This is a genomic window from Bosea sp. ANAM02 (genome assembly GCF_011764485.1).
Classification (GTDB): domain Bacteria; phylum Pseudomonadota; class Alphaproteobacteria; order Rhizobiales; family Beijerinckiaceae; genus Allobosea.
Genome location: NZ_AP022848.1, coordinates 3,672,803 through 3,696,230, shown reverse-complemented (window position 1 = coordinate 3,696,230; position 23,428 = coordinate 3,672,803). Strand labels below are relative to the sequence as shown.

At 66.9% G+C, this 23,428-nt stretch carries 22 protein-coding genes; 12 read left to right on the top strand and 10 right to left on the bottom strand.

Annotated elements, in window-relative coordinates:
* Nucleotides 1–76: 76 nt before the first annotated feature.
* From OCUBac02_RS17720 to OCUBac02_RS17700, 5 genes are all read left to right on the top strand, one after another.
* A complete protein-coding gene (locus OCUBac02_RS17720; RefSeq protein ID WP_173047493.1) occupies nt 77–1,012 on the top strand; it encodes an N-carbamoyl-D-amino-acid hydrolase in 936 nt (311 codons plus the stop codon).
* A gap of 167 nt (nt 1,013–1,179) precedes the next feature.
* Complete coding sequence (locus OCUBac02_RS17715; protein ID WP_173047491.1) at nt 1,180–2,343, top strand: amidohydrolase/deacetylase family metallohydrolase; 1,164 nt, start codon at nt 1,180–1,182, stop codon at nt 2,341–2,343.
* A 162-nt stretch (nt 2,344–2,505) separates the two neighbouring features.
* Nucleotides 2,506–3,012, top strand: a complete 507-nt coding sequence (locus tag OCUBac02_RS17710) for a GNAT family N-acetyltransferase (RefSeq protein ID WP_244638972.1) — start codon at nt 2,506–2,508, stop codon at nt 3,010–3,012.
* 52 nt (nt 3,013–3,064) lie between these two features.
* A complete protein-coding gene (locus tag OCUBac02_RS17705) occupies nt 3,065–3,523 on the top strand; it encodes a RidA family protein (RefSeq protein ID WP_173047489.1) in 459 nt (152 codons plus the stop codon).
* Nucleotides 3,520–4,641, top strand: a complete 1,122-nt coding sequence (locus tag OCUBac02_RS17700) for an alanine racemase (protein WP_173047487.1) — start codon at nt 3,520–3,522, stop codon at nt 4,639–4,641. Before OCUBac02_RS17705 ends, OCUBac02_RS17700 begins: the two co-directional genes overlap by 4 nt.
* A 191-nt stretch (nt 4,642–4,832) precedes the next feature.
* Here the strand turns inward: OCUBac02_RS17700 and OCUBac02_RS17695 are convergent, their stop codons facing one another.
* The 6 genes from OCUBac02_RS17695 to OCUBac02_RS17670 all read right to left on the bottom strand — a co-directional run bounded on the left by OCUBac02_RS17695 (nt 4,833) and on the right by OCUBac02_RS17670 (nt 11,588).
* Nucleotides 4,833–5,423 carry a hypothetical protein gene (locus tag OCUBac02_RS17695; RefSeq protein ID WP_173047485.1) on the bottom strand — a complete coding sequence of 197 codons (591 nt, stop codon included), beginning with the start codon at nt 5,421–5,423 and terminating at the stop codon, nt 4,833–4,835.
* A gap of 84 nt (nt 5,424–5,507) precedes the next feature.
* Nucleotides 5,508–6,236, bottom strand: coding sequence for a DUF1028 domain-containing protein (locus OCUBac02_RS17690; protein WP_173047483.1), 729 nt, complete (start codon nt 6,234–6,236; stop codon nt 5,508–5,510).
* Between the two features lie 176 nt (nt 6,237–6,412).
* Nucleotides 6,413–8,212, bottom strand: a complete 1,800-nt coding sequence (locus tag OCUBac02_RS17685; protein WP_173047481.1) for a gamma-glutamyltransferase family protein — start codon at nt 8,210–8,212, stop codon at nt 6,413–6,415.
* A gap of 17 nt (nt 8,213–8,229) precedes the next feature.
* The gene (locus OCUBac02_RS17680) at nt 8,230–9,111 is read right to left on the bottom strand and encodes an ABC transporter permease (RefSeq protein WP_173047479.1); all 882 of its coding nucleotides are present in this window, start codon (nt 9,109–9,111) and stop codon (nt 8,230–8,232) included.
* Entirely contained in the window at nt 9,111–10,055 is a 945-nt protein-coding gene (locus OCUBac02_RS17675; protein ID WP_047580105.1) for an ABC transporter permease, read from the bottom strand. Before OCUBac02_RS17675 ends, OCUBac02_RS17680 begins: the two co-directional genes overlap by 1 nt.
* Nucleotides 10,056–10,082: 27 nt before the next feature.
* Nucleotides 10,083–11,588 (bottom strand): ABC transporter substrate-binding protein, encoded by a 1,506-nt coding sequence (locus OCUBac02_RS17670; RefSeq protein ID WP_173047477.1) that lies wholly within the window; start codon nt 11,586–11,588, stop codon nt 10,083–10,085.
* 301 nt (nt 11,589–11,889) lie between these two features.
* On the opposite strand from OCUBac02_RS17670, the gene otnK reads away from it, so the two are divergent.
* The 3 genes from otnK to OCUBac02_RS17655 all read left to right on the top strand — a co-directional run bounded on the left by otnK (nt 11,890) and on the right by OCUBac02_RS17655 (nt 16,376).
* A complete protein-coding gene (gene otnK / locus OCUBac02_RS17665) occupies nt 11,890–13,155 on the top strand; it encodes a 3-oxo-tetronate kinase (RefSeq protein ID WP_173047475.1) in 1,266 nt (421 codons plus the stop codon).
* Between the two features lie 187 nt (nt 13,156–13,342).
* Nucleotides 13,343–14,671, top strand: a complete 1,329-nt coding sequence (locus tag OCUBac02_RS17660) for a malonyl-CoA decarboxylase (RefSeq protein WP_173047473.1) — start codon at nt 13,343–13,345, stop codon at nt 14,669–14,671.
* A 175-nt stretch (nt 14,672–14,846) separates the two neighbouring features.
* Complete coding sequence (locus OCUBac02_RS17655; RefSeq protein ID WP_173047471.1) at nt 14,847–16,376, top strand: malonate--CoA ligase; 1,530 nt, start codon at nt 14,847–14,849, stop codon at nt 16,374–16,376.
* Between the two features lie 241 nt (nt 16,377–16,617).
* Here OCUBac02_RS17655 and OCUBac02_RS17650 read toward each other — a convergent pair whose 3' ends face one another.
* Nucleotides 16,618–17,382: an MBL fold metallo-hydrolase gene (locus OCUBac02_RS17650; RefSeq protein WP_173047469.1), complete on the bottom strand. Its 765-nt coding sequence runs from the start codon at nt 17,380–17,382 to the stop codon at nt 16,618–16,620.
* Between the two features lie 98 nt (nt 17,383–17,480).
* Nucleotides 17,481–18,074, bottom strand: a complete 594-nt coding sequence (locus OCUBac02_RS17645; protein WP_173047467.1) for an NADPH-dependent FMN reductase — start codon at nt 18,072–18,074, stop codon at nt 17,481–17,483.
* A 76-nt stretch (nt 18,075–18,150) separates the two neighbouring features.
* Between OCUBac02_RS17645 and soxR the strand changes: the two genes are divergently transcribed.
* A complete protein-coding gene (soxR, locus tag OCUBac02_RS17640) occupies nt 18,151–18,606 on the top strand; it encodes a redox-sensitive transcriptional activator SoxR (protein ID WP_173047465.1) in 456 nt (151 codons plus the stop codon).
* Between the two features lie 3 nt (nt 18,607–18,609).
* On the opposite strand, the gene OCUBac02_RS17635 is transcribed toward soxR, so the two are convergent.
* Nucleotides 18,610–19,410 carry a creatininase family protein gene (locus tag OCUBac02_RS17635; protein ID WP_173047463.1) on the bottom strand — a complete coding sequence of 267 codons (801 nt, stop codon included), beginning with the start codon at nt 19,408–19,410 and terminating at the stop codon, nt 18,610–18,612.
* 148 nt (nt 19,411–19,558) lie between these two features.
* On the opposite strand from OCUBac02_RS17635, the gene OCUBac02_RS17630 reads away from it, so the two are divergent.
* The 3 genes from OCUBac02_RS17630 to OCUBac02_RS17620 all read left to right on the top strand — a co-directional run bounded on the left by OCUBac02_RS17630 (nt 19,559) and on the right by OCUBac02_RS17620 (nt 22,442).
* A complete protein-coding gene (locus tag OCUBac02_RS17630; protein WP_173047461.1) occupies nt 19,559–20,590 on the top strand; it encodes an ABC transporter substrate-binding protein in 1,032 nt (343 codons plus the stop codon).
* 158 nt (nt 20,591–20,748) lie between these two features.
* Nucleotides 20,749–21,570, top strand: coding sequence for an ABC transporter ATP-binding protein (locus OCUBac02_RS17625; RefSeq protein ID WP_173047459.1), 822 nt, complete (start codon nt 20,749–20,751; stop codon nt 21,568–21,570).
* A gap of 59 nt (nt 21,571–21,629) precedes the next feature.
* Entirely contained in the window at nt 21,630–22,442 is an 813-nt protein-coding gene (locus tag OCUBac02_RS17620; protein WP_173049660.1) for an ABC transporter permease, read from the top strand.
* Between the two features lie 17 nt (nt 22,443–22,459).
* Here OCUBac02_RS17620 and OCUBac02_RS17615 read toward each other — a convergent pair whose 3' ends face one another.
* Complete coding sequence (locus OCUBac02_RS17615) at nt 22,460–23,317, bottom strand: hypothetical protein (RefSeq protein WP_173047457.1); 858 nt, start codon at nt 23,315–23,317, stop codon at nt 22,460–22,462.
* Nucleotides 23,318–23,428 lie beyond the last annotated feature (111 nt).

The window sequence follows — 23,428 nt, the reverse complement described above, 5'->3', positions numbered from 1 at the left end:
TTGCCGGCGCTTGACGCGCCGGCTCAGTGCTTGAAAGCCTTGCCCTCCAAGGTGGTCCTCATCCGGAGCCCATGACGTGACCCGCATCCTGACCGTCGCCGCCGCCCAGCTCGGCCCCATCCAGCGCGATGAGAGCCGGGCCTCGGCCGTCGCCCGCATGGTCGAGCTGATGCGGCAGGCCAAGAGCCACGGCGCCGATCTCGTCGTCTATCCGGAAGCCGCGCTCACCGCCTTCTTCCCGCATTGGTGGATCGACGACGAAGCCGAGATCGATAGCTGGTTCGAGAGCGCGATGCCCTCGAACGAGACCGCGCCGCTCTTCGAGGAGAGCAAGCGCCTCGGCGTCGGCTTCCATCTCGGCTATTGCGAGCTCGCCTTCGAGCAGGGCCGCAAGCGCCGCTTCAACACCGCGATCCTCGTCGACAAGTCGGGTTCGATCGTCGGCAAGTACCGCAAGATCCATCTGCCGGGGCACCCCGAGCACCGCCCCGCGGCGCCCTTCCAGAACCTGGAGAAGCGCTATTTCGAGACCGGCGAGCTCGGCTGGCCGGTGTGGCGGACGATGGATGCGAATATCGGCATGATGATCTGCAACGACCGCCGCTGGCCGGAGAGCTATCGCTCGATGGGCCTGCAGGATGTCGAGCTGATCGTGCTCGGCTACAACACGCCCAAGCACAACCCGCCGGCGCCGGACCATGACCGGCTCGGCAATTTCCACAACCAGCTCGTGATGCAGGCCGGCGCCTATCAGAACGCAACCTGGGTCGTCGGCGTCGCCAAGGCGGGGCTGGAGGCCGGCGTCGACCAGATCGGCGGCTCCTGCATCATCGCGCCGACCGGCGAGGTCGTAGCCCAGGCCGTGACCGAGGATGACGAGCTCGTCCTCGCCCGCTGCGACATGGATCTCGGCAAGAGCTACAAGGCCTCCACCTTCAATTTCGCCAGGCATCGCGAGCCTCAGGCCTACGGCCTGATCGTCGAGCGCAAGGGCGCGGTGGGGCCGGCGTGATGGCGTTCTTCACCCGCGTGTCATCCCGGACGGAGCGAAGCGGAGATCCGGGATCCATGCCTGAACCTTCTTCGGAAGCGTTCCGGAATGGATCCCGGGTCTCCCTCCGGTCGCCCGGGATGACTGCGTTCTTTATTTGGCATTGAGACCCTACCTGCGAGCAGAAAATGACCCACGATCTCATCCTGAAGGGCGGCCGCGTCATCGACCCCTCCCAGAAGCATGACGGCATCCTCGATGTCGCCTTCACGGACGGCAAGGTCTCCGGCTTCGGCAAGGACCTGAAGGGCGCCAGGGAAATCCGCGACGTCTCCGGCTACATCGTCTCGCCCGGCCTGATCGACCTGCATACCCATGTCTATTGGGGTGGCACCTCGCTCGGCATCGACGCCGACGAGTTCTGCCGCCTCTCCGGCGTCACCACCTCGGTCGATACCGGCTCGGCCGGTCCCGGCAACTGGCCGGGCTTCCGCAAGCACGTCATCGAGCAGAGCCAGGCCCGCATCCTCGCCTATCTCCACGTCTCGCATGCGGGCATCTACGGCTTCGACCACCGCGTCATGGTCGGCGAGAGCGGCGACCTGCGCCTGATGAACCCGATCGACTGCGCCGAGGTCGCCGACAAGAACCGCGACCTGATCGTCGGCATCAAGGTCCGCGTCGGCCTGCATGCCTCCGGCACTTCCGGCACCGTGCCGCTGAACATCGCACTGCAGGTCGCCAACGAGGTCGGCATGCCCTTGATGTGCCATATCGACCATCCGCCGCCGTCCTATGAGGAGGTCATCGGCATGCTGCGGCCGGGCGACGTGTTGACCCACGCCTTCCGCCCCTTCCCGAACGCGCCGGCGACCGCGCAGGGCACGGTGAAGCCCGAGGTGCTGGCCGCCCGCAAGCGCGGCGTCATCTTCGATATCGGCCACGGCAAGGGCTCGTTCTCGTTCAAGACGACCCGAGCCATGCTGGCCAACGGCTTCGAGCCGGACGTGATCTCGTCGGACGTGCACAAGCTCTGCATCGATGGCCCGGCCTATGACCAGGTCACCACCATGTCGAAGTTCCTCTGCATGGGCATGAGCCTGAGCAACGTCATCGCCGCCTCGACCGTGAACGCGGCCATGGCGCTGAAGCGCCCGGAATACGGCTCGCTCAAGGTCGGCTCGCTCGGCGACGCGACGATCCTGACCGTCAAGGAAGGCAAGTTCGACTATGTCGACGTCGTCGGCGAGCATCTGATGGGCGATCGCAAAATCGTCTCCGAGGGCGTCGTGCTCAAGGGCAAGTGGTGGCACCCGAAGCGGACCGGCAAGTTCCCGAAGGTCGCGGCCTGAACCGGAACTCGACCCTGTCATTCCGGGGCTTCGCGCAGCGAAGAACCCGGAACCCACGACGGGGTGAGCCTGATGGATTGGAGCGTCTCGAAGCGTGGCACCCGGTCGTGGGTTCCGGGTTCGAGCCTCTGGCTCGCCCCGGAATGACAAAGGAAGAGTCCATTGCGAAGCGCGCTCTGGCGTCGCATGGCGCCGGCCGACCTGCCGGCCGTGATGGCGATCGCGGCCGTCGTGCACCCGGACTATCCCGAGGACGAGGCGGTCTTCGCCGAGCGCCTGCGCCTGGCGCCGGACGGCTGCCATGTGCTGGCCGGCGAGGGCGGTGCGCTGCAGGGCTATCTCGTCAGCCATCCCTGGCCGGGGGGCACGGTCCCGGCCCTGAATTCCCTGCTCGGCGAGATCCCGCAAGGCGTCGCGAACTGGTATCTGCACGATCTCGCCTTGCTGCCGGCCGGGCGAGGCAACGGTGCGGCAGGCGCGATCGTCACGGCGATCGCCCGTCATGCGGCCGAAACCGGCCATGCGAGCCTGGCGCTCGTCGCGGTCAACGACTCAATCGGCTTCTGGCGACGACAGGGCTTTCGCGAGGTGCATGATCCCGCGCTTGATCGCAAGCTCGCGAGCTATGACGATGCGGCCCGCTATATGCGCCGCGAACTGAACGACTGACGGGACAGGCCGGCGCAACGGATGCCGGCCGGATTTTGAGGAGATAAACGCCATGAGCGCCGAAGACAGGCTGAAGGAACTGGGGCTGACCCTGCCGGACGTGCCGACGCCGGTCGCGACCTATGTCAGCTTCAAGCAGGTCGGCGACATGGTCTATCTCTCGGGCCAGGGTCCGAAGCGCGCCGACGGCACCTATCCGACCGGTAAGGTCGGGGCCGATGTCACGGTCGAAGAGGCTTACCAGCATGCCAGGCAGACTGGCCTCGGCCTGCTCGCTGCGATGAAGAAGGCCGTCGGCTCCCTCGACAAGGTCGAGGTGGTCAAGCTGCTCGGCATGGTCAATGCTGCCCCGGACTTCTCGGATCATCCCAAGGTCATCAACGGCTGCTCGGACCTGTTCGTCGCCGTGCTCGGCGAGCGCGGCCGTCATGCCCGCTCGGCCGTCGGCATGGGTTCGCTGCCGAACCGCATGACCGTCGAGATCGAGGTCATCGTGAAGGTGCATCCATGAGCGTGACCGCGACCACCTCCCGCGCCGTCGACCAGCCGGCGCCGACACCGCTCGCCGCCGAGATCGCCCGCGTCTACGGAACGCCCGCCGTGGTGATCGATCTCGACAAGGTCGATGCCAATATAGCCCGTCTCCAGGCGACCTGCGACGCGGCCGGCCTGGCCAACCGTCCGCATATCAAGACGCACAAGTCGCCGGAGCTGGCCCGCCTCCAGATCGAGGCCGGCGCGCGCGGCATCACCTGCCAGAAGCTCGGCGAGGCCGAGGTGATGGCCGATGGCGGCATCGACGATATCCTGATCAGCTACAACATCATCGGCGAGGAGAAGCTCGGCCGCCTCGGCGCGCTGCAGCGCCGCGTCCGGATGATCGTCGCGGCCGACAACCCGGTCACCATCTCCGGCCTGCCGCGGGCGGGGGAGATCGCGGGCCGCGATCTGGAAGTGGTCATCGAATGCGATACCGGCCGCAAGCGCGCCGGCGTCGAGACGCCCGGCGAGGCGGTGGAACTGGCCAGGATGGTCGCTGCTTCGCCCGGCCTGCGCTTCGCCGGCTTCCTGATGTACCCGCCGGAGGATGGCTGGGAGCGCACGCAGGTCTTCCTCGACACCGCCAATGCCGGTCTGCGCGATGCCGGCCTCAAGGCCGACATCGTCTCGACCGGCGGCTCGCCCAACCTGCCGCATATCGGGAAGCTCAAGGGCTCGACCGAGCATCGCTCGGGCACCTCGATCTTCAACGACCGCATGCAGATCGCGGCTGGGGTCGCGACGCTCGAGGATTGTGCGCTGACCGTCTACGCGACGGTGGTGAGCCGGGCCGGTGCAGAGCGCGGCATCCTCGATTCAGGCTCGAAGACGCTGACCAGCGACAAGGGCAATCTCGATGGCCACGGCTATATCCTCGAATACCCGGCGGCGCGGATCGCGCAATTTGCGGAGGAGCACGGCTTCCTCGACCTTTCTGCTTCGAACAAGCGCCCGCTCGTCGGCGAGGTCGTGCGCGTGGTGCCGAACCATGTCTGCGTCGTCGTCAACATGGTCGATCGTCTGGTGACCGTGCGCGGCGACAAGCTGATCGGGGAACTGCCGGTCGCGGCGCGCGGCAAGCTGACCTGAGCCCATCCGTCATGGTCGGGCTTGTCCCGACCATCCACGTCTGCATCGATCGAGCGCGGTGTCCAAGACATGGATGCTCGCCACAAGGGCGAGCATGACGAGCTGGAGCAGCGTTAGGCTGACGGTTCCGGGCTCTTCGCTACGCGAAGCCCCGGAATGACGACGTGGTTCCGTCGGAGTCTCGGCACGCTTCAGTTCTGCAGGACTTTGGATCCCTTGATCGTGACGTTCCCGGACGCCTTGGCTTCAAGGCGTCCGGAAGCCCTGAGCGAGATATCGCGCCCCTGAAGCTCGACGCTGCCGTCCTTCTTCATGTTCAGCCTGGCGTCGCCGCTCTTGAGCGACGACGCATCGGCGCTGTCGATCGCGAGAACCTTGCCGACGCGGACGGCCATATCCTTGCCCACGCTCATCGTCATGTCCTTGCCGGCCGCGACGGCGAAGTTCTGCCCGCTCTCGATGTCGCAGCTCACGGCAGCGCTGACGTTGAAGTCGCGCGTTTCGAAAGAGGTCTCATGGCCGCTGCTGATGCGCATCCGGTTGCCGACCATCACGGTGGCAGTAGCGCCGACCGTCACGCCGAGGGTGGCGCCCGCGGTCAGCGTCATCATGCTGCCGGCGGTGAGCGCGATGCCCATCCCGCAATTGACGGTCAGCGAGCCCGGCGCGTTGATGACGACATTGCCGCCGCGATCCGCCGATATCGCCTGCAGCAGGGCCGCGACCTGCGCCTCCAGCGTGGCGATGCGCTTCTGGAGGGCTTCGGTGTTCGGATCGGCCATCGCATTCCCCGCTCGTCGGCATCACCGGAGTGACGGAGCGTCAGCCTATCATGCGCTTCGCGCGTCGAGAATGGATTTGGCCACTCAGGTCTCCGGATGCCTGGTGTTCCAGGCGGCGGCGTATTCCGTGCAGAGGCGATCGAGTTCGGCCCGGTCGGTGACGCCGGCGGGGCGCCCGCGCGACGGCGAAGCCTGCTGGAACGGCACCGAGCGCTGATGCGCGACGCGCCAGAGCCGGCGCAGCTCCGCCAGGGGATCGCTGTGGTCGTCGACGCGGATGTCGAGGCTGGGCACGGGTTCGCCGTTCCAGATCCGGATCGCGGCGGATTGCTTGCCGCGCTTGTCGCCGCCGGCCTTCTCGCCGGCTTCCAGCGCCACCAGCAGGCGCTCGTCGAAATCCAGCGCCGAGGAGGCGATATAGGTCTTCAGCGTCTGCTGCACGACCTCCGGGCCGGCGAGCATGTTGCCGGCGACAGAGACCTGCGGCCCGTCGACGGCGCCGCACCAGTCGATGCAGGCGGCGCCGGTATGCGAGGCGATCTTGCCGTCGCGGTCGATGACATGGAGCTGGCGATGGGCGCGGCCCTCGTCGGCCGCCGTCAACGTCGCGATGATCTCGACCGCCGAGCGGCCTTCCTGCAGCAATCTCAGGCCGTCGATCCCGTAAAGCGGGTTGACGAAGGCCTGCGTCGCGATCGCGCCGATCCGCCCGCCGCCATAGGGCACGCGGGCGCCGACGGCGAAAGCGCAGGTCGAGACGGCGACGCCATAGGCGCCGGTCGCGGCGTCGCGGGCGACGATGGACCAGGTCATGCGAGCAGCTCCTGAAAGACGGCCTCGGGCAAATGAAAATCGAACGCTGTCATCCCGGACAGGCCGCATGAGCGGCGCTGATCCGGGATCCATGCCGGAACGGTTCAGGCATGGATCCCGGGTCTTCGCTTCGCTCCACCCGGGATGACCGCGGAGGAAGAAAAGTGGAACAGAGCCTATCGCCCTGCTGCATAGGCCTGCATCAGACGCGGTGTCGCGGCGGCGCGCAAGAGGCCGTCATCGCCGCGCTCCGCCGCAGTGAGGCGGCCGACCGTCCAGGCCGGCGCCTTCTCGACGGCATGGCCGCGGCGTTCCAGCTCGGCGATGGCGGCCGTGCCGATGCTCTCCTCGATCATCATATGGCCCGGCCGCGACGAGCGCGGATAGAAGGAGGAGGGGAAATGCTGCGTGTGGAACAGCGGCAGATCGATCGCCTCCTGCAGGTTGAGGCCATGATGGACGCGGCGCAGGAACAGGCCGAGCTGCCACTGCTCCTGCTGGTCGCCGCCGGGCGTGCCGAAGGCGAGGCGGGGCTTGCCGTGCTCGAAGGCGATCGAGGGCGTCAGCGTCGTGCGCGGCCGCTTGCCGGGCGCGAGCGAGGAGGGCAGGCCCTCTTCCAGCCAGAACATCTGGGCGCGCGAATTCAGCGGGAAGCCGAGCTCCGGGATGACCGGCGAGGATTGCAGCCAGCCGCCCGACGGCGTCGCCGCGATCATGTTGCCCCATTTGTCGATGACGTCGATATGGACGGTGTCGCCCTTGCGGCCGGCTGCGACCATCGAGGCCATGGTCGGCTCGCCGACGCTGGCGCCGCCCTGCGTGGGCTGGGCGATGGCGCCGAGTGCCTTCATCGCATGCGCGACCTGCGCCTCGTAGCCGGAGACGATGCCCGGCCGCAGTTCCAGCGAGGCCTGCTCGCCGATCAACCCGCGCCGCCCGGCGGCATAATCCTCGGAGAGCAGCGTCGCCAGCGGCACCTTCACGAAATCCGGATCGCCGTAATAGGCCTCGCGATCGGCGAAGGCGAGCTTCATCGCCTCGACGACATGATGCACGAATTCAGGGCTCGCCGGTCCCATCCCCGCGAGGTCGACGCCTTCGAGGATCTTCAGCGTCTGCAGGAACGCCGGGCCCTGGCCCCAGGGGCCGATCTTGAACACCTCCCAGTCGTGATAGGTGACCGAGGTCGGCGTCTCGTAGGTCGGCTGGTAGGTCGCCATGTCCTGCGCGGTGAGCAGCCCCTTGTTGCGCTGGCCGGACGAATCCATCACCTCCTGCGTACGGCAGAAGCGGTCCATCGCCTCCGCGACGAAGCCCTTGTACCAGGCGTCATAGGCGCCCTGGATCTGCTCCTGCCGGTCGCCGCCCCTGGCTTCCGCTTCGGCGAGGATGCGCTTGTAGGTCTCGGCCGCGGCCTTGTTGGCGAAGAGCTTGCGCGCCTCCGGCACATTGCCGCCGGGCAGGTAGACCGCGCCCGAGGTCGACCACTCGTTGGTGAAGAGATCGGTCAGTTCCCGGATCGAATCCGAGACGCGCGGCAGCATCGGATGGCCGTTCTCGAAATAGCCGATCGCAGGTTCGAGAATGTCGCGCAGCTTCAGCCGGCCATGGTCGCGCAGCAGCGTCATCCAGCCGCCGAAGGCGCCGGGGATGACGGTCGCGAGCAGGCCGGAGCCGGGGATCAGGTCGAGGCCGAGCGCCTTGTAGGCCGCGATGGTCGCGGCTTGCGGCGCCGGCCCCTGCGCGCAGAGCGTCTCGACCTTCCCGGTTTCGGCCGAATAGAACACCGCCGGCATGTCGCCGGCCGGGCCGACGAGATGCGGCTCCACCACCTGCAGCACGAAGGCGGCGGCGGCGCAGGCGTCGAAGGCGTTGCCGCCCTTTTCCAGCATCGCCATGCCCGACGCGGTGGCGAGCCAGTGCGTCGAGGTCACGACACCGAAGGTGCCGAGGATTTCGGGGCGGGTCGTGAACATGGGCGTATCCCTGAAGCCTAGTTTTCTTTCGGATCGAGCGCGTCGCGCAGGCCGTCGCCGAGCAGGTTGAAGCCGAGCACGGCGAGGAAGATGCAGATGCCCGGCGCCACCGACATCCAGGGCGCCTGTTCCATGAAGTTCTTGGCGACGTTGAGCATCTGTCCCCAGGACGGTGCCGGCGGCTGCTGGCCGAGCCCGAGGAAGGAGAGGGCGGCTTCCAGGATGATCGCCTGCGCCATGAACAATGTCGACTGCACCACGATGGGGGACAGGGTGTTGGGCAGGACATGGCGGAACATCAGCCTGAGATCGCGCGCGCCGACCGCCCGCGCGCCCTCGACGAAATCCTCCGCCTTGACGTTCATCACCTGGCCGCGGATCAGCCGGATGAAGATCGGCACGGCGGACAGGCCGATCGCGATCATCGCATTGGTCAGCGATGGGCCGAGCACGGCGGCGAAGGCTATGGCGAGGATCAGGAAGGGGCAGGCGAGCAGAGCTTCGGTGACCCGCGAGATCACGATGTCGATCCAGCCGCCGTACCAGCCGGCGAGCAGGCCGAAGGGCAGGCCGATCGCGACCGCGATCAGGACCGAGACGATGCCGGCGAGCAGCGAGGCCTGCGCCCCGAAGAACAGCCGGGAGACCTGGTCGCGCCCGAGTTCGTCCGTGCCAAACCAGTAGAGCTCGGAGGGCGGCTTGCGGATGGCGAGGAAGTTCGACTTGAACGGATCGGCCAAAGGCAGCACCGGCGCCAGCACCGCCATCAGCACGAAGATCAGGACGAGCCCGCCGCCGAGCAGCGCGGACCTGTTGCGGACAAGGCGCGCCAGAACGCCGGGGCGCCCGCCGGAGCCGGATGAGGCGCCGGTGGAGGCGATGGAATCGAGCGAAGCCATCAGCCGGCCCTCAGTCGCGGATTGACGAGGATGTAGAGGATGTCGGCGATCAGGTTCATCAGGATGAAGCCGATGGCCGTGCACAGCACCACGCCCTGCACCACGCCATAGTCGCGATTGAACACGGCATCGACGATCAGCTTGCCGAAGCCGGGGATGGTGAAGACCTGCTCGGTCAGCACCGCGCCGGCCAGCAATTCGCCGAAGAGCAGCGTGGTCAGCGTGATGATCGGCACCAGGGCGTTGCGCAGCGCATGGCGGTGGACGACGGTGTCCTCGTCGAGCCCCTTGGCGCGGGCGGTGCGGACGTAGTCGGAGCGCAGCACCTCCAGCATGGCCGAGCGGGTATGGCGCATCAGGAAGGCGGCGAGCCCGTTGCCGAGCACGAAGGCGGGCATGATCAGGCGTTTGATCGCCTCCCAGGGATGGACGAAGATCGGCTCGTAGCCCGAGGCCGGCAGCCATTTCAGGTGAACCGAGACCAGCAGGATCAGCATGATCCCGAACCAGAAATTCGGGATCGACAACCCCGACAGCGCGACCGCGCTGGCGGAGTAGTCGACGACGGTGCCCTTGCGCCGTGCCGCGAGGATCCCGATCGGGATGCCGATGCAGATCGCGACCAGGATCGAGGCGGTGGCGAGCTGGATCGTCACCGGCAGCTTCTGCAGGATCAGGTTCAATACCGGCTCGCCGGTGCGCAGCGAGCGGCCGAAATCGCCCTGCACGACCTGCCCGAGCCAGGCGAAGAACTGCACGAAGATCGGATCGTCCATCCGGTAGATCTCGCGCAGCCGTGCGATCACCTCGGGATCGCGTTCCTCGCCGGCGATGACGAGGAAGGGGTCGCCCGGCAGCGCGCGCTGCAGGGCGAAGACGAAGAGCGATACCAGGAACAGCGTCGGTATCGCGATCAGGAAGCGGCGGAGGATGAGCGTGGCCATGGGCCACCTCTCAGCGCATGAGCATCCTCACGAGCGCTTCAGTCCGGCGAGACGGATCATGCCGTCCGGGTTGATCACGAAGCCCTGCATGTTCGAGCGCATCGCGAAGAACACCGTCTGGTTGTAGAGATAGACGATCGGCAGCTCGTCCTGCAGGATCTTCTGCGCGGCGTCGTAGCGCTTCTTGCGCTCGGCCGGCTCGTAGATCGTACGGGCTTCGTCGAGCAGCTTGTCGACCTCCGCATTGGCGTATTTGCCGTCGTTCTGGTTGCCCTTGGAGTGGGCGAAGGGATGGATGTTGCCGTCCGGATCGATACGGCCTGACCAGCCGACGCGGCTCATCTGGAACTTGCCCTGCTGCTGGTCGCGCAACTGGCTGGCGAATTCGGTCGAGCGGATCTGGATGTCGATGCCGGCTTCCTGCGCCATCGCCTGGATCACCTGCCCGAGCTGGGCGTCGACCGGGTTGTTGGTGACGAAGAGTTCGACCGTGACCTTGGACTGCCCGGCCTCCTTGAGCAGCGCCTTGGCCTTGGCGACGTCGCGCGCCGGCACCGGCAGGTCGGCGCTGACGTAGAAATTACCGGGATTGAAGGGCTGGTTCGACGGTGCGTAGAGCCCCTCGAACACGACCTGGCTCAGCACCTTGCGGTCGATCGACAGCGAGAGCGCCTGGCGCACGCGCTTGTCCTTGCCCATCGGCTGGTTGGCGGCCTCGCCATTGTTGGTGTTGATGGTGATGCCCTGGTAGCCGAGATTGGCGATGCTCTCGACCTTCAGCGACTTGTCGCCCTGCGCCGATTTCACGTCGGTCGGGGCGAGCCGCTCCAGCATGTCGAGCTCGCCCGAGCGCAGGTTGGCGAGGCGCACGGTCGTATCGGGGATCGCGCGATAGACGATCCGGTCGAAATTGTACTTGTCGGCCTCCCAGTGTTCCTTGAACTTCTCCAGCACGATCCGGTCGTTCTGCACGCGCTCGACGAACTTGTAGGGACCGGAGCAGACCGGTTTCGCCGCGACGTCGCCTGAAAGCGTCTTGGGCGAGAGCATCATGCCGGCGCGGTCGGTGAGCTGCGCGAGCAGGGTGGCGTCCGGGCGCTTCAGCTTCAGCACCAGCGTGGTGGCGTCCGGCGCCGCGACGCTCTCGACCGAGCCGAGTTCGGCCTTGCGCAGCGAGTCGGGCAAGGTGCGGGCGCGGTCGAGATTGGCCTTAGCGGCCTCGGCGTTGAAGGCCTCGCCATCGTGGAACTTTGCATCGCTGCGCAGCTTCATCGTCAGCGTCAGCCCGTCGGCGGAGAAGCTCCATTCCGTCGCCAGCCGCGGCACCAGCTTCAGGTCCGGAGCGATGTCGACCAGCCGGTCGCACAAACCCATGAAGACGATGCGGCCGACGAAGGTGCGCGCCTTGTGCGGGTCGAGCATGTCGGGGTCTTCCTGCAGGCCGATGCGCAGGGTGGACGGGGTTTGGGCCAGCGCCGGCATCGTCGCGAGCGCGAGTACGGCGGCAGAGATCGCAACCTTCAACAGCTTCATGATGTCCCCTCGTTCCGGACGGTTGTCGGCAGGCGTTCCCGGCAGGTCGCGCGGTTCGCTCCGCTCGATTGTTCCTTGTGGCACTAACCTGACTCAGATCGAGCCCGCCGTCGATGATGCGGCGCATCAATTCGCAGGCATCGCTGCCTACCCTATGGGCAGACTCCGCTTTGTCGGGACATGGGGTTCCATGTCCGGGGCGGACATGCACGATGCGGCGATGGCGGTCGCCACCTCTCCCGGCAGGGACTAGAAGGGCGGCCGGCAAGGCTAAGGCCCGTGCGGGCAGGGGAGAAAGAGCATGCTGCTGGGCGTGATCGCCGACGACATGACGGGCGCGACCGATGTCGCGCTGATGCTGAACCGGGCGGGCATGCGCACCGTGCAGGTGATCGGCGTGCCGGCTGCCGGCTCCACCCTGCCGGAGGCCGACGCGGTCGTCGTCGCGCTGAAGTCGCGGACCAATCCGGTGGCCGAGGCCGTCGCGGATTCGCTCGCCGCCTGCGAGGCGCTGCTCAAGGGCGGCGCGCGCCAGATCCTGTTCAAATACTGCTCGACCTTCGATTCGACGGCGCAGGGCAATATCGGGCCGGTGGCGAACGCGCTGGCCGAGCGGCTCGACGCGAAGCTCGCCATCGTCTGCCCGGCTTTCCCCGCGAATGGCCGTTCGATCTATCAGGGCTATCTCTTCGTCGGCGCCGTGCCGCTGCATGAGAGCTCGATGAAGGACCACCCGCTGACGCCGATGCGGGATTCCAGCCTGATGCGCTTGATGGCGGCGCAGGCGAAGACCGAAACCGGCCTCGTCGACTATGCGACGGTGCTCGCCGGCCCGGCCGCGGTGAAGGCGCGCCTTGCCAGGCTTCAGGCCGACGGCATCCGCTATGCCGTCACCGACGCCCTGACCAACGAGGACCTGATGACGCTCGGCCATGCCGTGTCGGAGCATGTCCTGCTGACCGGCGGCTCGGGCATCGCCATGGGCCTGCCGCAGAATTTCCGCCGCGCCGGCCTCCTGCCGGAGCGCCCCGGGCCGCAGGATCTGAAGGCGCCGGCAGGGCGCGCCGGCATCATCTCCGGCAGTTGCTCGACGGCGACGCGCGGCCAGATCAAGGCGGCGCTGGAAGCGGGCTATCCCGCGCTCAAGGTCGACCCGATGGCGCTGGCCGATGGCAGCCAGAACGCCGCCGGCCTCGCCGCCTGGGCCCTGGCTCAGCCGGCCGACAAACCCTTCCTCGTCTATTCCAGCGACGATCCGGCCGAGGTGGCGGCCGTGCAGGACAAGCTTGGCCGCGACAAGGCCGGCAGCATCGTCGAGCATGCCTTCGCCGAAGTCGCGCGGCGCCTGTCCGAAGGCGGCGTGACGCGGCTTCTCGTCGCAGGCGGCGAGACCTCCGGCGCGACCGTGCTGGGCCTCGGCATCCGCACGCTGGAAATCGGCCCCGAGATCGATCCCGGCGTGCCCTGGACGCGCGTCGTCGACGGGCCGGAGATGGTCGTCGCCCTGAAATCCGGCAATTTCGGCACGCCGGATTTCTTCTTGAAAGCCTGGGGCCTGCTGCGTTGAGCGATCCGGGCGTCATGCTCGGGCGTAGCGCAGCGCAGACCCGAGAATCTCAAGACAAGAAGGCACCGGTTTCCGAGATGCTCAGGGCTCAAGCCCCAGCATGACCCAGGATCATGATACGGCCGCGCTTCCGTCGCGACGGACTGCGCTCTAAGATTGCAGGACAACCAAGAGGCCCGCACCGAACATGGCGTTTCTCGGCGAACTTCTGACCAATGTGGCGGATCGCGGCCGCGCGCTGATCGGCTTCGAGCGCTTCCTCGGAAACCGCTCGCGCCCGATCGACAAGCTCTGCGAGGACCTGCTCTCCGGCCGCGGCGAGGCCTCGGGCATGGCGCTGGCGCAGGCCGTTCTTGACGCTTGGCAGGGGCTCGACAAGCCCGGCCGTCTCGCCTTCTTCAACCTGCTGCGGGAGCGGTTCGGCCCCGATCACGAGCGGCTCGATGCGGCGATCGAGGCCTATCGGGCCAAGCCCTATCCGGCGACCGTCGCCGCCCTGCATCAGGCATCCGAGCCGCGCCGGCAGGAATTGCTGCGCCGCCTCAACCTCGCGCCCGAGGGCACGCATGTGCTGGTGCGGATGCGTGAGGCCCTGTTCGAGGCGATGGCGGCGGAGCCGGAGCTCAAGGGCATCGACGAGGATTTCCGCCATCTCTTCGGCTCCTGGTTCAACCGCGGTTTCCTCGTCCTGCGCCGCATCGACTGGCGCACGCCCGCGAATGTGCTGGAGAAGATCATCCGCTACGAGGCGGTGCACGAGATCCAGGGCTGGGACGATCTGAGGCGCCGGCTGGAGCCGGCGGACCGGCGCTGCTTCGCCTTCTTTCATCCGCAGCTCGTCGACGATCCCCTGATCTTCGTCGAGGTCGCGCTGACCGGCGACATCCCGCGCAGCATCGGCGAGGTGCTGGAGCCCGAACGCATCGTCCTGCCCGCTCAAGCTGCGACGACGGCGGTGTTCTATTCGATCTCGAACTGCCAGGAGGGCCTGCGCGGCATCTCCTTCGGCAATTTCCTGATCAAGCAGGTGGCCGAGGACCTGAAGCGCGAATTGCCGGGGCTCGATACCTTCGTCACGCTCTCGCCGGTGCCGGGCTTCGCCCGCTGGCTGGCGGATATCGCGGAAGAGCCCGGTGATCTCGCCCTCACCAACGAGGAACGCGCCGAGCTCGCGCGTCCGGCCGGCGAGACGATCTCGCTCGACGACGCCACCAAGGCCCGCCGCGACAGGCTGCTCGGCCAGATGATGGCGCATTACATGCTGCGGGCGCGCACGGCCTCCGGCCGCGTCATCGATCCCGTGGCGCGCTTCCATCTCGGCAACGGCGCGCGTCTGGAGCGGATCAATGTCGGCGGCAATCTCTCGGCGCGGGGCCTGCGCGAGTCGCATGGCGTGATGGTCAATTACCGCTACGACCTCGACGATATCGAGACGAACCACGAAGCCTTCGCCACCCGCAACACGGTGGTGGCCTCTTCCAGCGTGCGCAAGCTGCTGCGCCCGGCGGCGAGTTGAGCGATATGCAAATCCCCTCAGCCCTCATCCTGAGGAGCCGCGGCCGCGGCGTCTCGAAGGATGTTTCAGGAGGCTCCGGAGTCATCTGGGGCATCCTTCGAGGCGGCCCTGCGGGCCTCCTCAGGATGAGGGCTGTAGTTTACCGAGACGGAAACGCCTGAAAGGACCCGAAATCATGGGCAATCACCTCTTCGACCTGATCCGCTCGCGCATGCCGGCGCCCGATGCGCCCTTCGCGCTGCTCGATGACGGAAGGCGTTTCTCCTATGGCGACATGGTCGCGGTGTCCGCGCGCTTCGCGAACGCCCTCGTCGGGCTCGGCGTGAAGCCGGGCGACCGCGTTGCCGTGCAGGTCGAGAAGAGCTTCGAGGCGCTGATGCTCTATCTCGGCACGGTCCGGGCCGGCGCGATCTTCCTGCCGCTCAACACCGCCTATACCCCGGCCGAGATCGAGTATTTCCTGGGCGATGCCGAGCCCGCCGTCTTCGTCTGCGATCCCGCCAAGGCCGAAGCGCTGCGTCCCTATGCCGGGAAGGCCGGCGCCAAGCTGGAGACGCTCGGCATTGGTGTTGGCAGCCTGCTCGACAAGGCCAATGCCGCTTCGAGCGATTTCGCGGACGTCGCGCGCGGGCCGGATGATCTCGCCGCCATCCTCTACACCTCCGGCACGACCGGCCGCTCCAAGGGCGCGATGCTCAGCCACGACAACCTGTCGTCGAATGCGCTGGCGCTGGTCGACTATTGGCGCTTCACGAAGGGCGACGTGCTGCTGCATGCCCTGCCGATCTTCCACACCCACGGCCTCTTCGTGGCGACCAACGTGATCCTGCTTTCCGGCGCCTCGATGATCCTGCTGCCCAAGTTCGATCCGGAGCAGGTCTTCAAACATCTGCCGCAGGCCACGAGCATGATGGGCGTGCCGACCTTCTATGTCCGGCTGCTTCAGGATGCCCGCCTCACCAGGGAAGCGACCAGGCATATGCGCCTCTTCGTCTCCGGCTCGGCGCCGCTGCTGGCCGAGACGCATCGCGAATGGCGCGACCGCACCGGCCACGCGATCCTCGAACGCTACGGCATGACCGAGACCAATATGAACACCTCGAACCCCTATGAGGGGGATCGGGTCGCCGGCACGGTCGGCTTCCCGCTGCCGGGTGTCTCGGCCCGCGTCACCGATCCCGAGACCGGCAAGGAGATCGCCCGCGACGAGATCGGCATGATCGAGGTCAAGGGCCCCAATGTCTTCAAGGGCTACTGGCGCAATCCCGAGAAGACCAAGGCCGAGTTCCGGGCCGACGGTTTCTTCATCACCGGCGATCTCGGCAAGATCGACCCCGCCGGCTACGTCCATATCGTCGGGCGCGGCAAGGACCTGATCATCACCGGCGGCTACAACGTCTATCCGAAGGAGGTCGAGACCGAGATCGACGAGATGCCGGGCGTGATCGAGAGCGCCGTCATCGGCTGTCCGCATCCTGATTTCGGCGAAGGCGTCACCGCCGTCGTGGTCTGCAAGCCCGGCGCCGAGATCACCGCGAAGGGCATCGCCGCGGCGCTGGAGCAGCGCCTCGCCAAGTTCAAGCAGCCCAAGCAGGTCTTCGTCGTGGCCGAGCTGCCGCGCAACACCATGGGCAAGGTCCAGAAGAACCTGCTGCGCGAGCAGTACAAGGACATCTACGCCAAGCAGTTGAAGGCGGGGGAGTAAGCCGCCCTGATCCGTCGTTCTCGGACGAACCGCGCAGCTCGCTTGACACTGACCCTGACAACAACGGCGCGGGGAACCCTCTCCTGTAAGGAGAGGGCAGGGTGAGGTGTAGGCCGTTGGACCAGTGGCGCGCGCTCACGCCGTGGCCAGGTTCCGGCCAATGTTTCCAGTCCGAACACCTCACCCCTACCCCTCTCCTTACAGGAGAGGGAATCCCGCGTTTGATCTTGTCGCCGAGCGCCTAGACCAGCGCCGGCACGCCGAGCTCGATCGTCTCGCCGTCGGCGGGGATGCGCAGGCGCCGCGTGTCGACGCCGCGCTCCTTCGCCGCCTTGCGCAAAGCCGTGCGGCTGACCGTGGCGTGGTCGAGCGCTTCCATATGCGTCGCGATCACCGTCGCCAGCGGAAAGGCCTCGGCGAGATCGAGCGTCTGCTCGTCATCCATCACGATCAGCGTATTGTCCCACATGGCTCCGCAGGAATGGGTGACGATGACGTCCGGCCCCGTCGCCGTCGCGGCATCGCGCAGCGGCGGATAGAGCACGCTGTCGCCGCACCAGTAGAGCGTCGGCTCGCCCGGCGCCTCGAAGCTCAGGCCCATCACCGGTCCCATCTTCTCGACGACCGCGCCGGTGCCGTGCTGCGCCGGATGGCGCTTCAGGATGATCGGCCCCAGCCTGACATAGCAGTCGATCGCCGTGATCGAGGAGAAGCCCGCCTGCGCGATCGCCGTCTCGTCGCCGGGTCGGCAGATGACGGCCAGGTCCTTCGGGATGCGTTCCTTTGCGACCTCGTCGAAATGATCGGCATGGAGATGCGAAACGATCACCGTGTCGACGCCCGCGACGATGTCATCGATCGGCTCAGGTAGCTCGACCATCGGGTTCTCCGAACGCCCGGTGAAGGAGCGGCGGCTATGGCGCGGGCCGAAATCCGGGTCGATCAGGAAGGTCCTGCCGCCATAGGTGAGCTTCAGCGTCGCGTTGCGGAGAAGTTTGAGCTTCATATCCGTCGGCTCCTCGTCAGGGAGGGGCATTGTTCCGCATCCCGTCATGAGGAGACCAGTTCGGATTTGTGAAGCTCTTTCCACGTTCGCGTGACGTATCACGCCGCGGCGAACTGGCCGTAGGGCACGCTTTCGCGCGCTTTGCGCAGCGCACTCGCCCACCAGTGGAGCTGCGCCAGCATCGTCGCCATCGCCTGCTCGGCCCGGTCGGAGTCGAGCAGGGTACCCTCCGCGTCGAAGCGGCTCCAGACATCGGCGAAGGCGACGCCGTCGCGGATCGGCGCGGCATGCAGTTCCCCGAAGACGAGGCGCAATTGCTCGACGGCGCGCAGGCCCCCCGAGATGCCGCCATAGGAGACGAACCCGATCGGCTTGCCGCGCCATTCCGGGCCGACCGCGTCGATCAGGAATTTCAGGATCGCCGGATAGCCGCGGTTGTATTCCGGCGTCACCACGACGAAGCCGTCGGCCCAGCCGATGATGCTCCTGAGCTCTTCGAGGGCGGGATGCTTGCCGCTGACATGGCGCGGCGGCAGGTCGATCTCGCCGGGATCGATGACCGCGAGATCGAACGGGCCGTCGCCGGCGATCTGCGAGATCGCCCAGCCGGCGACCTTGTCGCAGAAGCGGCCCTCGCGGCTGCTGCCATAGATCAGGGCGAGCCTGATCCGTGTATCGACCTTCTGGTGCATGGAAGCGCTCCGGTTTGCATCACGGGAGCGCGGCTTATAAGACCTCAAGTAAGGTTCAGGTCAAGAGGTGTTTCCGATGTCCCCGCCGGCGCGTCCGCCGATCGAGCTCAGCGTCGGGGAGGTCGCCCGCCGCAGCGGGCTCGCCGTCTCGGCCTTGCATTTCTACGAGGCGGAAGGGCTGATCCGCAGTCATCGCACTACGGGAAACCAGCGCCGCTATGCCCGCGAGGTGCTGCGCCGGGTCGCGATCATCAAGGTGGCGCAGCGCGCCGGCATTCCGCTGAAGACCATCCGCGAGGCCTTCAAGGCCCTGCCGCAGGAGCGCACGCCGACCGTCGCCGACTGGACGCGGCTCTCATCGGCCTGGAAACAGGAGCTGGAGCGCCGTATCGACCGGCTGACGCGCTTGCGCGATCACCTGAACGGCTGCATCGGCTGCGGCTGTCTCTCGGTGCGGGATTGCCCGCTGCACAACCCGCTCGACCGCCTGGCCGAGGAGGGGCCGGGGCCACGCCTCCTCGATCCCGAGTAAGGTTCAATCCGCCTTGTAGAGCGTGTCGAGCGGCATCCGCGCGACATCGGCCATGAGCGCGACGAAGCCTTTTGCCTGCAACGCCGCCGTCGCCTTGCCCTTCTCGGCCGTCGCGAGAGTGGCATCGCCGGCCGCGCCGGCGCGGTTCACGTCCTGCGCCATCCAGGCGAAGGCGTGCGGGCCGGTCGGGCGCAGATGCGTGTAGCCTTCCTCCGCCATCGTCACCGTATGCGGCTTGAACAGCGCGGCCTTGCTCATATCGACCAGATCAGGCCGGAAATGCAGCATCAGCGAGGTCTCGACATCGCCGCCATGGATGCCGTGGCGGATATCGAGCTCGCCATAGAGCCCCTCTGGCAGGCCGAAGGACATCCAGGCGGTGCAGACGGCGAGCATGCCGTGATCGACGCGCAGCTCCCGCGCCACGATCTTCATCGGGTCGACATTGCCGCCATGCGAGGTGACCAGCACGAGCTTGCGCAGGCCCGCCCGCTTCACGCTCTCGCCGATCTCGATCCAGGAACGGATCGCGCTCTCCCAGCCGATCGTGACCGTGCCCGGCGAATGCAGGTGCTCGTTCGACTTGCAGACGGCCTGTGTGGGCAGGACGAGCACGTCGAGATCGTCAGGCACCAGCGGCATCGCCTCGGCCAGCATTCCGTTCATCACGGTGGTGTCGACGGAGACCGGCAGATGCGGGCCGTGCTGCTCGATCGCCGCCAGCGGCAGCACCGCGACGGTGCGATCGGGCGAAAGCCCGGCGAAGTCGGAACTCTTCAGGTCGCCCCAGAAACGTGCGGTCATGATCAGGCCTGTCAGGAGCCGGCTTGATCGCCTTGTTTCTGTGCAGAAACCCGGCGGCCCGGCGTTGCATTGTCCCGCCGTCCTATCGCATGGGATAAGGAGACGGGCCAGTGGCCGGGTCGGCGGCCGTGCGAGGGGAGAGAGCGAGATGACGACGATGAAATATCGCGTGAACCGGCGCGCCGCGCTCGGGCTGATCGGCGGCTCCACCGCCTCCCTGCTGATCCCCGTGCCGGGCGCGCGCGTCAACGCGCAGACGCTCGACAAGGTCAGCTACCAGACCAACTGGCGCGCCCAGACCGAGCATGGCGGCTTCTATCTCGCCGCGACCAACGGCATCTACAAGAAATACGGGCTCGACGTGGAGATCCGCCCCGGCGGCCCGCAGCAGAACCCGACCCAGCTCCTGCTCGGCGGCCGCGTCGACATGATCATGGGCAATTCGCTGGAGGCGCTCAGCTTCGCGCATGAGAACCTGCCCTTCCTCTGTATCGCCTCGATCTTCCAGAAGGACCCGCAGGTCCTGATCTCGCACCCCGGCCAGGGCAACGACACGCTCGCCGATCTCAAGGGCAAGCCGATCCTGATCGCGGCGCAGGCCCGCGTCGGCTTCTGGCCGTTCCTGAAGCTGAAATTCGGCTATCAGGACGAGCAGATCCGCCCCTACACCTTCAACATGGCGCCGTTCCTGGCCGACAAGAAACTGACCCAGCAGGGCTTCCTCTCCTCGGAGCCTTTCGTCATCCGCAAGGCGGGCGTCGACCCGGTCGTGCATCTCCTCGCCGATGCCGGCTTCGAGAACTACAACACCACGATCACGATCTCCCGGAAGATGGTGCAGGAGAAGAAGGAGCTGGTGCAGCGCTTCACCGACGCCACGCTCGAAGGCTGGGCCGAATACATGAAGGGCGGCCCCGGCAACGCCGCCGCCAATGCCCGGATCCTGAAGGACAATCCCGACATGGATCAGGAGAAGATCGACTACGCCCTCAAGGTGATGAACGAGCGCGGCATCGTCGTCTCCGGCGACGCCAAGACGCTCGGCATCGGCGCCATGACCGACGCGCGCTGGGCGAGCTTCTACAAGACGATGAGCGAAGCCGGCGTCGTTCCGGCCGGCGTCGACGTGAAGAAGGCCTACAGCCTGGAGTTCGTGAACAAGGGCATCGGCAAGGGCTGATTCAGGCCCCTGCGAAAGGAGCGGGTCATCCCGGACAAGCCGCGAAGCGGCGCCGATCCGGAATCCATGCCTGAACCGTTCCGGCATGGAACCCGGGTCTCCCTTCGGTCGCCCGGGATGACGTGGCGGTATTGGTATCGAGATCGGATCATCAGGCTTTGGACACGGCCTATCGAAGCACACCCCCGGGCAATGAGAGTGCCGGCACGCCGCTCGTGGCGGTCCGGCACGTCTCGAAGCGTTTCGCCAACGGCACGCTTGCCGTGCGCGGCGTCGATCTGGAACTGGCGGCAGGGCAGTTCATCAGCCTGCTCGGCCCCTCCGGCTGCGGAAAGTCGACGCTGCTGCGGATGATCGCCGGCCTTGGCGCCCCGAGTTCCGGCACGATCACCTGGCCGGGCGAGACCGGCGAGGCGCAGGGCAGCGCCGGCCATGGCGCCCGCGATCTCGGCTTCGTCTTCCAGGACCCGACATTGATGCCCTGGGCCAATGCGCTGGCCAACGTCATGCTGCCGCTGAAGCTCAAGGGCGTGGCCCGGGCCGAGGCCGAGGCGCGCGCCGCCGAGATGCTGGCGCTGGTCGGCCTCAAAGGCTTCGAGAAGTCGTATCCGCGCGAATTGTCGGGCGGGATGAAGATGCGCGTCTCGATCGCCCGCGCATTGGTGATGCGGCCGAAGATCCTGCTGATGGACGAACCCTTCGCGGCGCTCGACGAGATCACCCGCCACCGCCTCAACGACGACCTGCTGGCGCTGTGGGAGCGCGAGCGCTTCACCGCCGTCTTCGTCACCCATTCGGTCTTCGAATCGGTCTATCTCTCGCAGCGCATCGTGGTGATGGCGGCGCGTCCGGGCCGCGTCATGGCCGAATTGTCGGTCGATGCCGCATATCCGCGCGACGACCTGTTCCGGACCTCCGGCGAATACGCCCATCTCTGCCGCGTCGCCTCGACCAAGCTGAAGGAAGCGATCGGCCGATGAGCGCCCCCGCCGAAACGATCCGCTCCGATGGCACCGACGCGCAGGCATTGCCCGTCGCGATGGCCGAGCCACGTATTCTCGGCCTGCCCGCCAGCGTCTGGCCGCGCATCCTGGCGCCGCTGGCCATCGGCGTCGCGGTGCTGGCGCTCTGGGAATTCGCAGTCCGCTGGAACGAGATCCCGCATTATGTCCTGCCCGGGCCGATCCTGGTCGGCCAGACGCTGGTCGCCGACTGGGGCACGCTGTCGGGCTCGCTCTGGGTCACCTTGAAGATCACCTTCATGGCGCTGACTGCCGCAATCGTCGTCGGCGTGACGCTCGCGGTGCTGTTCAGCCAGTCGAAATGGCTGGAGATGGCGTTGCTTCCCTATGCGGTCATCCTGCAGGTCACGCCGATCGTCGCCATCGCCCCGCTGATCATCATCTGGGCCAACGATATCGATCTCTCGCTGCTGATCTGCGCCTGGATCGTTGCCTTCTTCCCGATCCTGTCGAACACGATCCTCGGGCTGAACTCGGCCGACCACAACCTCGTCAACCTGTTCGAACTCCACGGCGCCTCGCGCTGGCAGACCATGCGCTATCTCAAGCTGCCGGCGGCCTTGCCTTACTTCCTGGCGGGATTGAAGATTTCGGGCGGGCTCGCGCTGATCGGCGCGGTGGTGGCCGAGTTCGTCGCCGGCACCGGCGGCAGCGCCTCGGGCCTCGCCTATCGCATCCTGGAAGCGGGCTACCAGCTCAAGATCCCGCGCGTCTTCGCGGCGCTGGTGATGATCTCGCTCTCCGGCATCGCGATCTTCCTGGCGACCAGCCTGGTCTCGTACCTGCTGCTGCACCGCTGGCACGAAAGCGCCATCCGCCGCGAGAACTGAGCGGCTGGAAGCGTTTCCTAGACGAAATAGGCGAGCTTGCGCTCCGCCGGCATCGCATCGATCTCGCGCAGCGCGGTTTCCGAGGGGCTCGATGCCAGGCGCAAGGCTTCCGGCAGCGTGCTTTCGGAATCGCTGAAGACGATATCGTCGTCGAGCAGCGGGGCGGTGCCGAGGCGCGCCTCGTCCGCCGGCCGGTCGTTGCGCTCCAGCGGGACGGGCTCCTGCCCCTCGGTCGTGATCTCGAGATCGTCGAACTGGCGCGGCATGGCGGAAGGCGGCGGCACGGTCATCGCTGCCGCGGTCGCCGCCATCGTCTCGAAGCTCACGCTCGACTCGCGCGAAACCTCGCCGAAGGCGCGCAGGCTCGAGTCCAGCATGGCGATGGTGTCGGCGATCTTGTCGATACGCTGCACCACGCTGTCGACGACGCCGATCGCCGTCGAGATTTCAGCGGCGCGGCGGTCGAGCGCATCGCAGGCTTCCGTGTCCGCGCCCGTCTCGCGCAGGCCCCAGGCGGCCTCCTGGATGCTTTCGGTCGCGGCGAGCACGGTGCCGGCAGCCTTCTCGATCTGGGCGGCGAGCCCGGACGAGCGGGCTTCGGCCTTGCCGCTGATGCGTTCGAGATCGGTGCGCAGATCGCTGATCAGCGCGGCCGCCTCGATCAGGTTGGCCTCGCGGCTGGTCTCCTGAACGCCAAGGCCGACGACCCGCTCGATCCGCTGGATGGCGCCGAGCAGTTGCAGCGTGTCCGCCTGCCGGTTGCGCTTGGCATATTCCACCATGAACCAGCGGCCGCGCGCCGTCTCCATCACCGCGGCTTCGATCGCCTCGTAATCGGCCTGGCTCAGCGGTGTCAGCGAGCGTGTCTCGCCCATGACAAATCTCACTTCGATGGACCGGCCGAATCAGCAAGGCGGTCGTGACGGTGTGATCCGAGCCTGCCTTGCGATTTCTTAAGGAATTGCTGTCCCCGCCCCGAATTGGAA

Bases quoted from the DNA above. Each gene is read 5' to 3' on its own strand.
- OCUBac02_RS17715 (WP_173047491.1), top strand. From the start codon at position 1,180: ATGACCCACGATCTCATCCTGAAGGGCGGCCGCGTCATCGACCCCTCC.
- OCUBac02_RS17705 (WP_173047489.1), top strand. From the start codon at position 3,065: ATGAGCGCCGAAGACAGGCTGAAGGAACTGGGGCTGACCCTGCCGGAC.
- OCUBac02_RS17700 (WP_173047487.1), top strand. From the start codon at position 3,520: ATGAGCGTGACCGCGACCACCTCCCGCGCCGTCGACCAGCCGGCGCCG.
- OCUBac02_RS17695 (WP_173047485.1), bottom strand. From the start codon at position 5,423: ATGGCCGATCCGAACACCGAAGCCCTCCAGAAGCGCATCGCCACGCTG.
- OCUBac02_RS17690 (WP_173047483.1), bottom strand. From the start codon at position 6,236: ATGACCTGGTCCATCGTCGCCCGCGACGCCGCGACCGGCGCCTATGGC.
- OCUBac02_RS17685 (WP_173047481.1), bottom strand. From the start codon at position 8,212: ATGTTCACGACCCGCCCCGAAATCCTCGGCACCTTCGGTGTCGTGACC.
- OCUBac02_RS17680 (WP_173047479.1), bottom strand. From the start codon at position 9,111: ATGGCTTCGCTCGATTCCATCGCCTCCACCGGCGCCTCATCCGGCTCC.
- OCUBac02_RS17675 (WP_047580105.1), bottom strand. From the start codon at position 10,055: ATGGCCACGCTCATCCTCCGCCGCTTCCTGATCGCGATACCGACGCTG.
- OCUBac02_RS17670 (WP_173047477.1), bottom strand. From the start codon at position 11,588: ATGAAGCTGTTGAAGGTTGCGATCTCTGCCGCCGTACTCGCGCTCGCG.
- otnK (WP_173047475.1), top strand. From the start codon at position 11,890: ATGCTGCTGGGCGTGATCGCCGACGACATGACGGGCGCGACCGATGTC.
- OCUBac02_RS17660 (WP_173047473.1), top strand. From the start codon at position 13,343: ATGGCGTTTCTCGGCGAACTTCTGACCAATGTGGCGGATCGCGGCCGC.
- OCUBac02_RS17655 (WP_173047471.1), top strand. From the start codon at position 14,847: ATGGGCAATCACCTCTTCGACCTGATCCGCTCGCGCATGCCGGCGCCC.
- OCUBac02_RS17650 (WP_173047469.1), bottom strand. From the start codon at position 17,382: ATGAAGCTCAAACTTCTCCGCAACGCGACGCTGAAGCTCACCTATGGC.
- OCUBac02_RS17645 (WP_173047467.1), bottom strand. From the start codon at position 18,074: ATGCACCAGAAGGTCGATACACGGATCAGGCTCGCCCTGATCTATGGC.
- soxR (WP_173047465.1), top strand. From the start codon at position 18,151: ATGTCCCCGCCGGCGCGTCCGCCGATCGAGCTCAGCGTCGGGGAGGTC.
- OCUBac02_RS17635 (WP_173047463.1), bottom strand. From the start codon at position 19,410: ATGACCGCACGTTTCTGGGGCGACCTGAAGAGTTCCGACTTCGCCGGG.
- OCUBac02_RS17630 (WP_173047461.1), top strand. From the start codon at position 19,559: ATGACGACGATGAAATATCGCGTGAACCGGCGCGCCGCGCTCGGGCTG.
- OCUBac02_RS17620 (WP_173049660.1), top strand. From the start codon at position 21,630: ATGGCCGAGCCACGTATTCTCGGCCTGCCCGCCAGCGTCTGGCCGCGC.
- OCUBac02_RS17615 (WP_173047457.1), bottom strand. From the start codon at position 23,317: ATGGGCGAGACACGCTCGCTGACACCGCTGAGCCAGGCCGATTACGAG.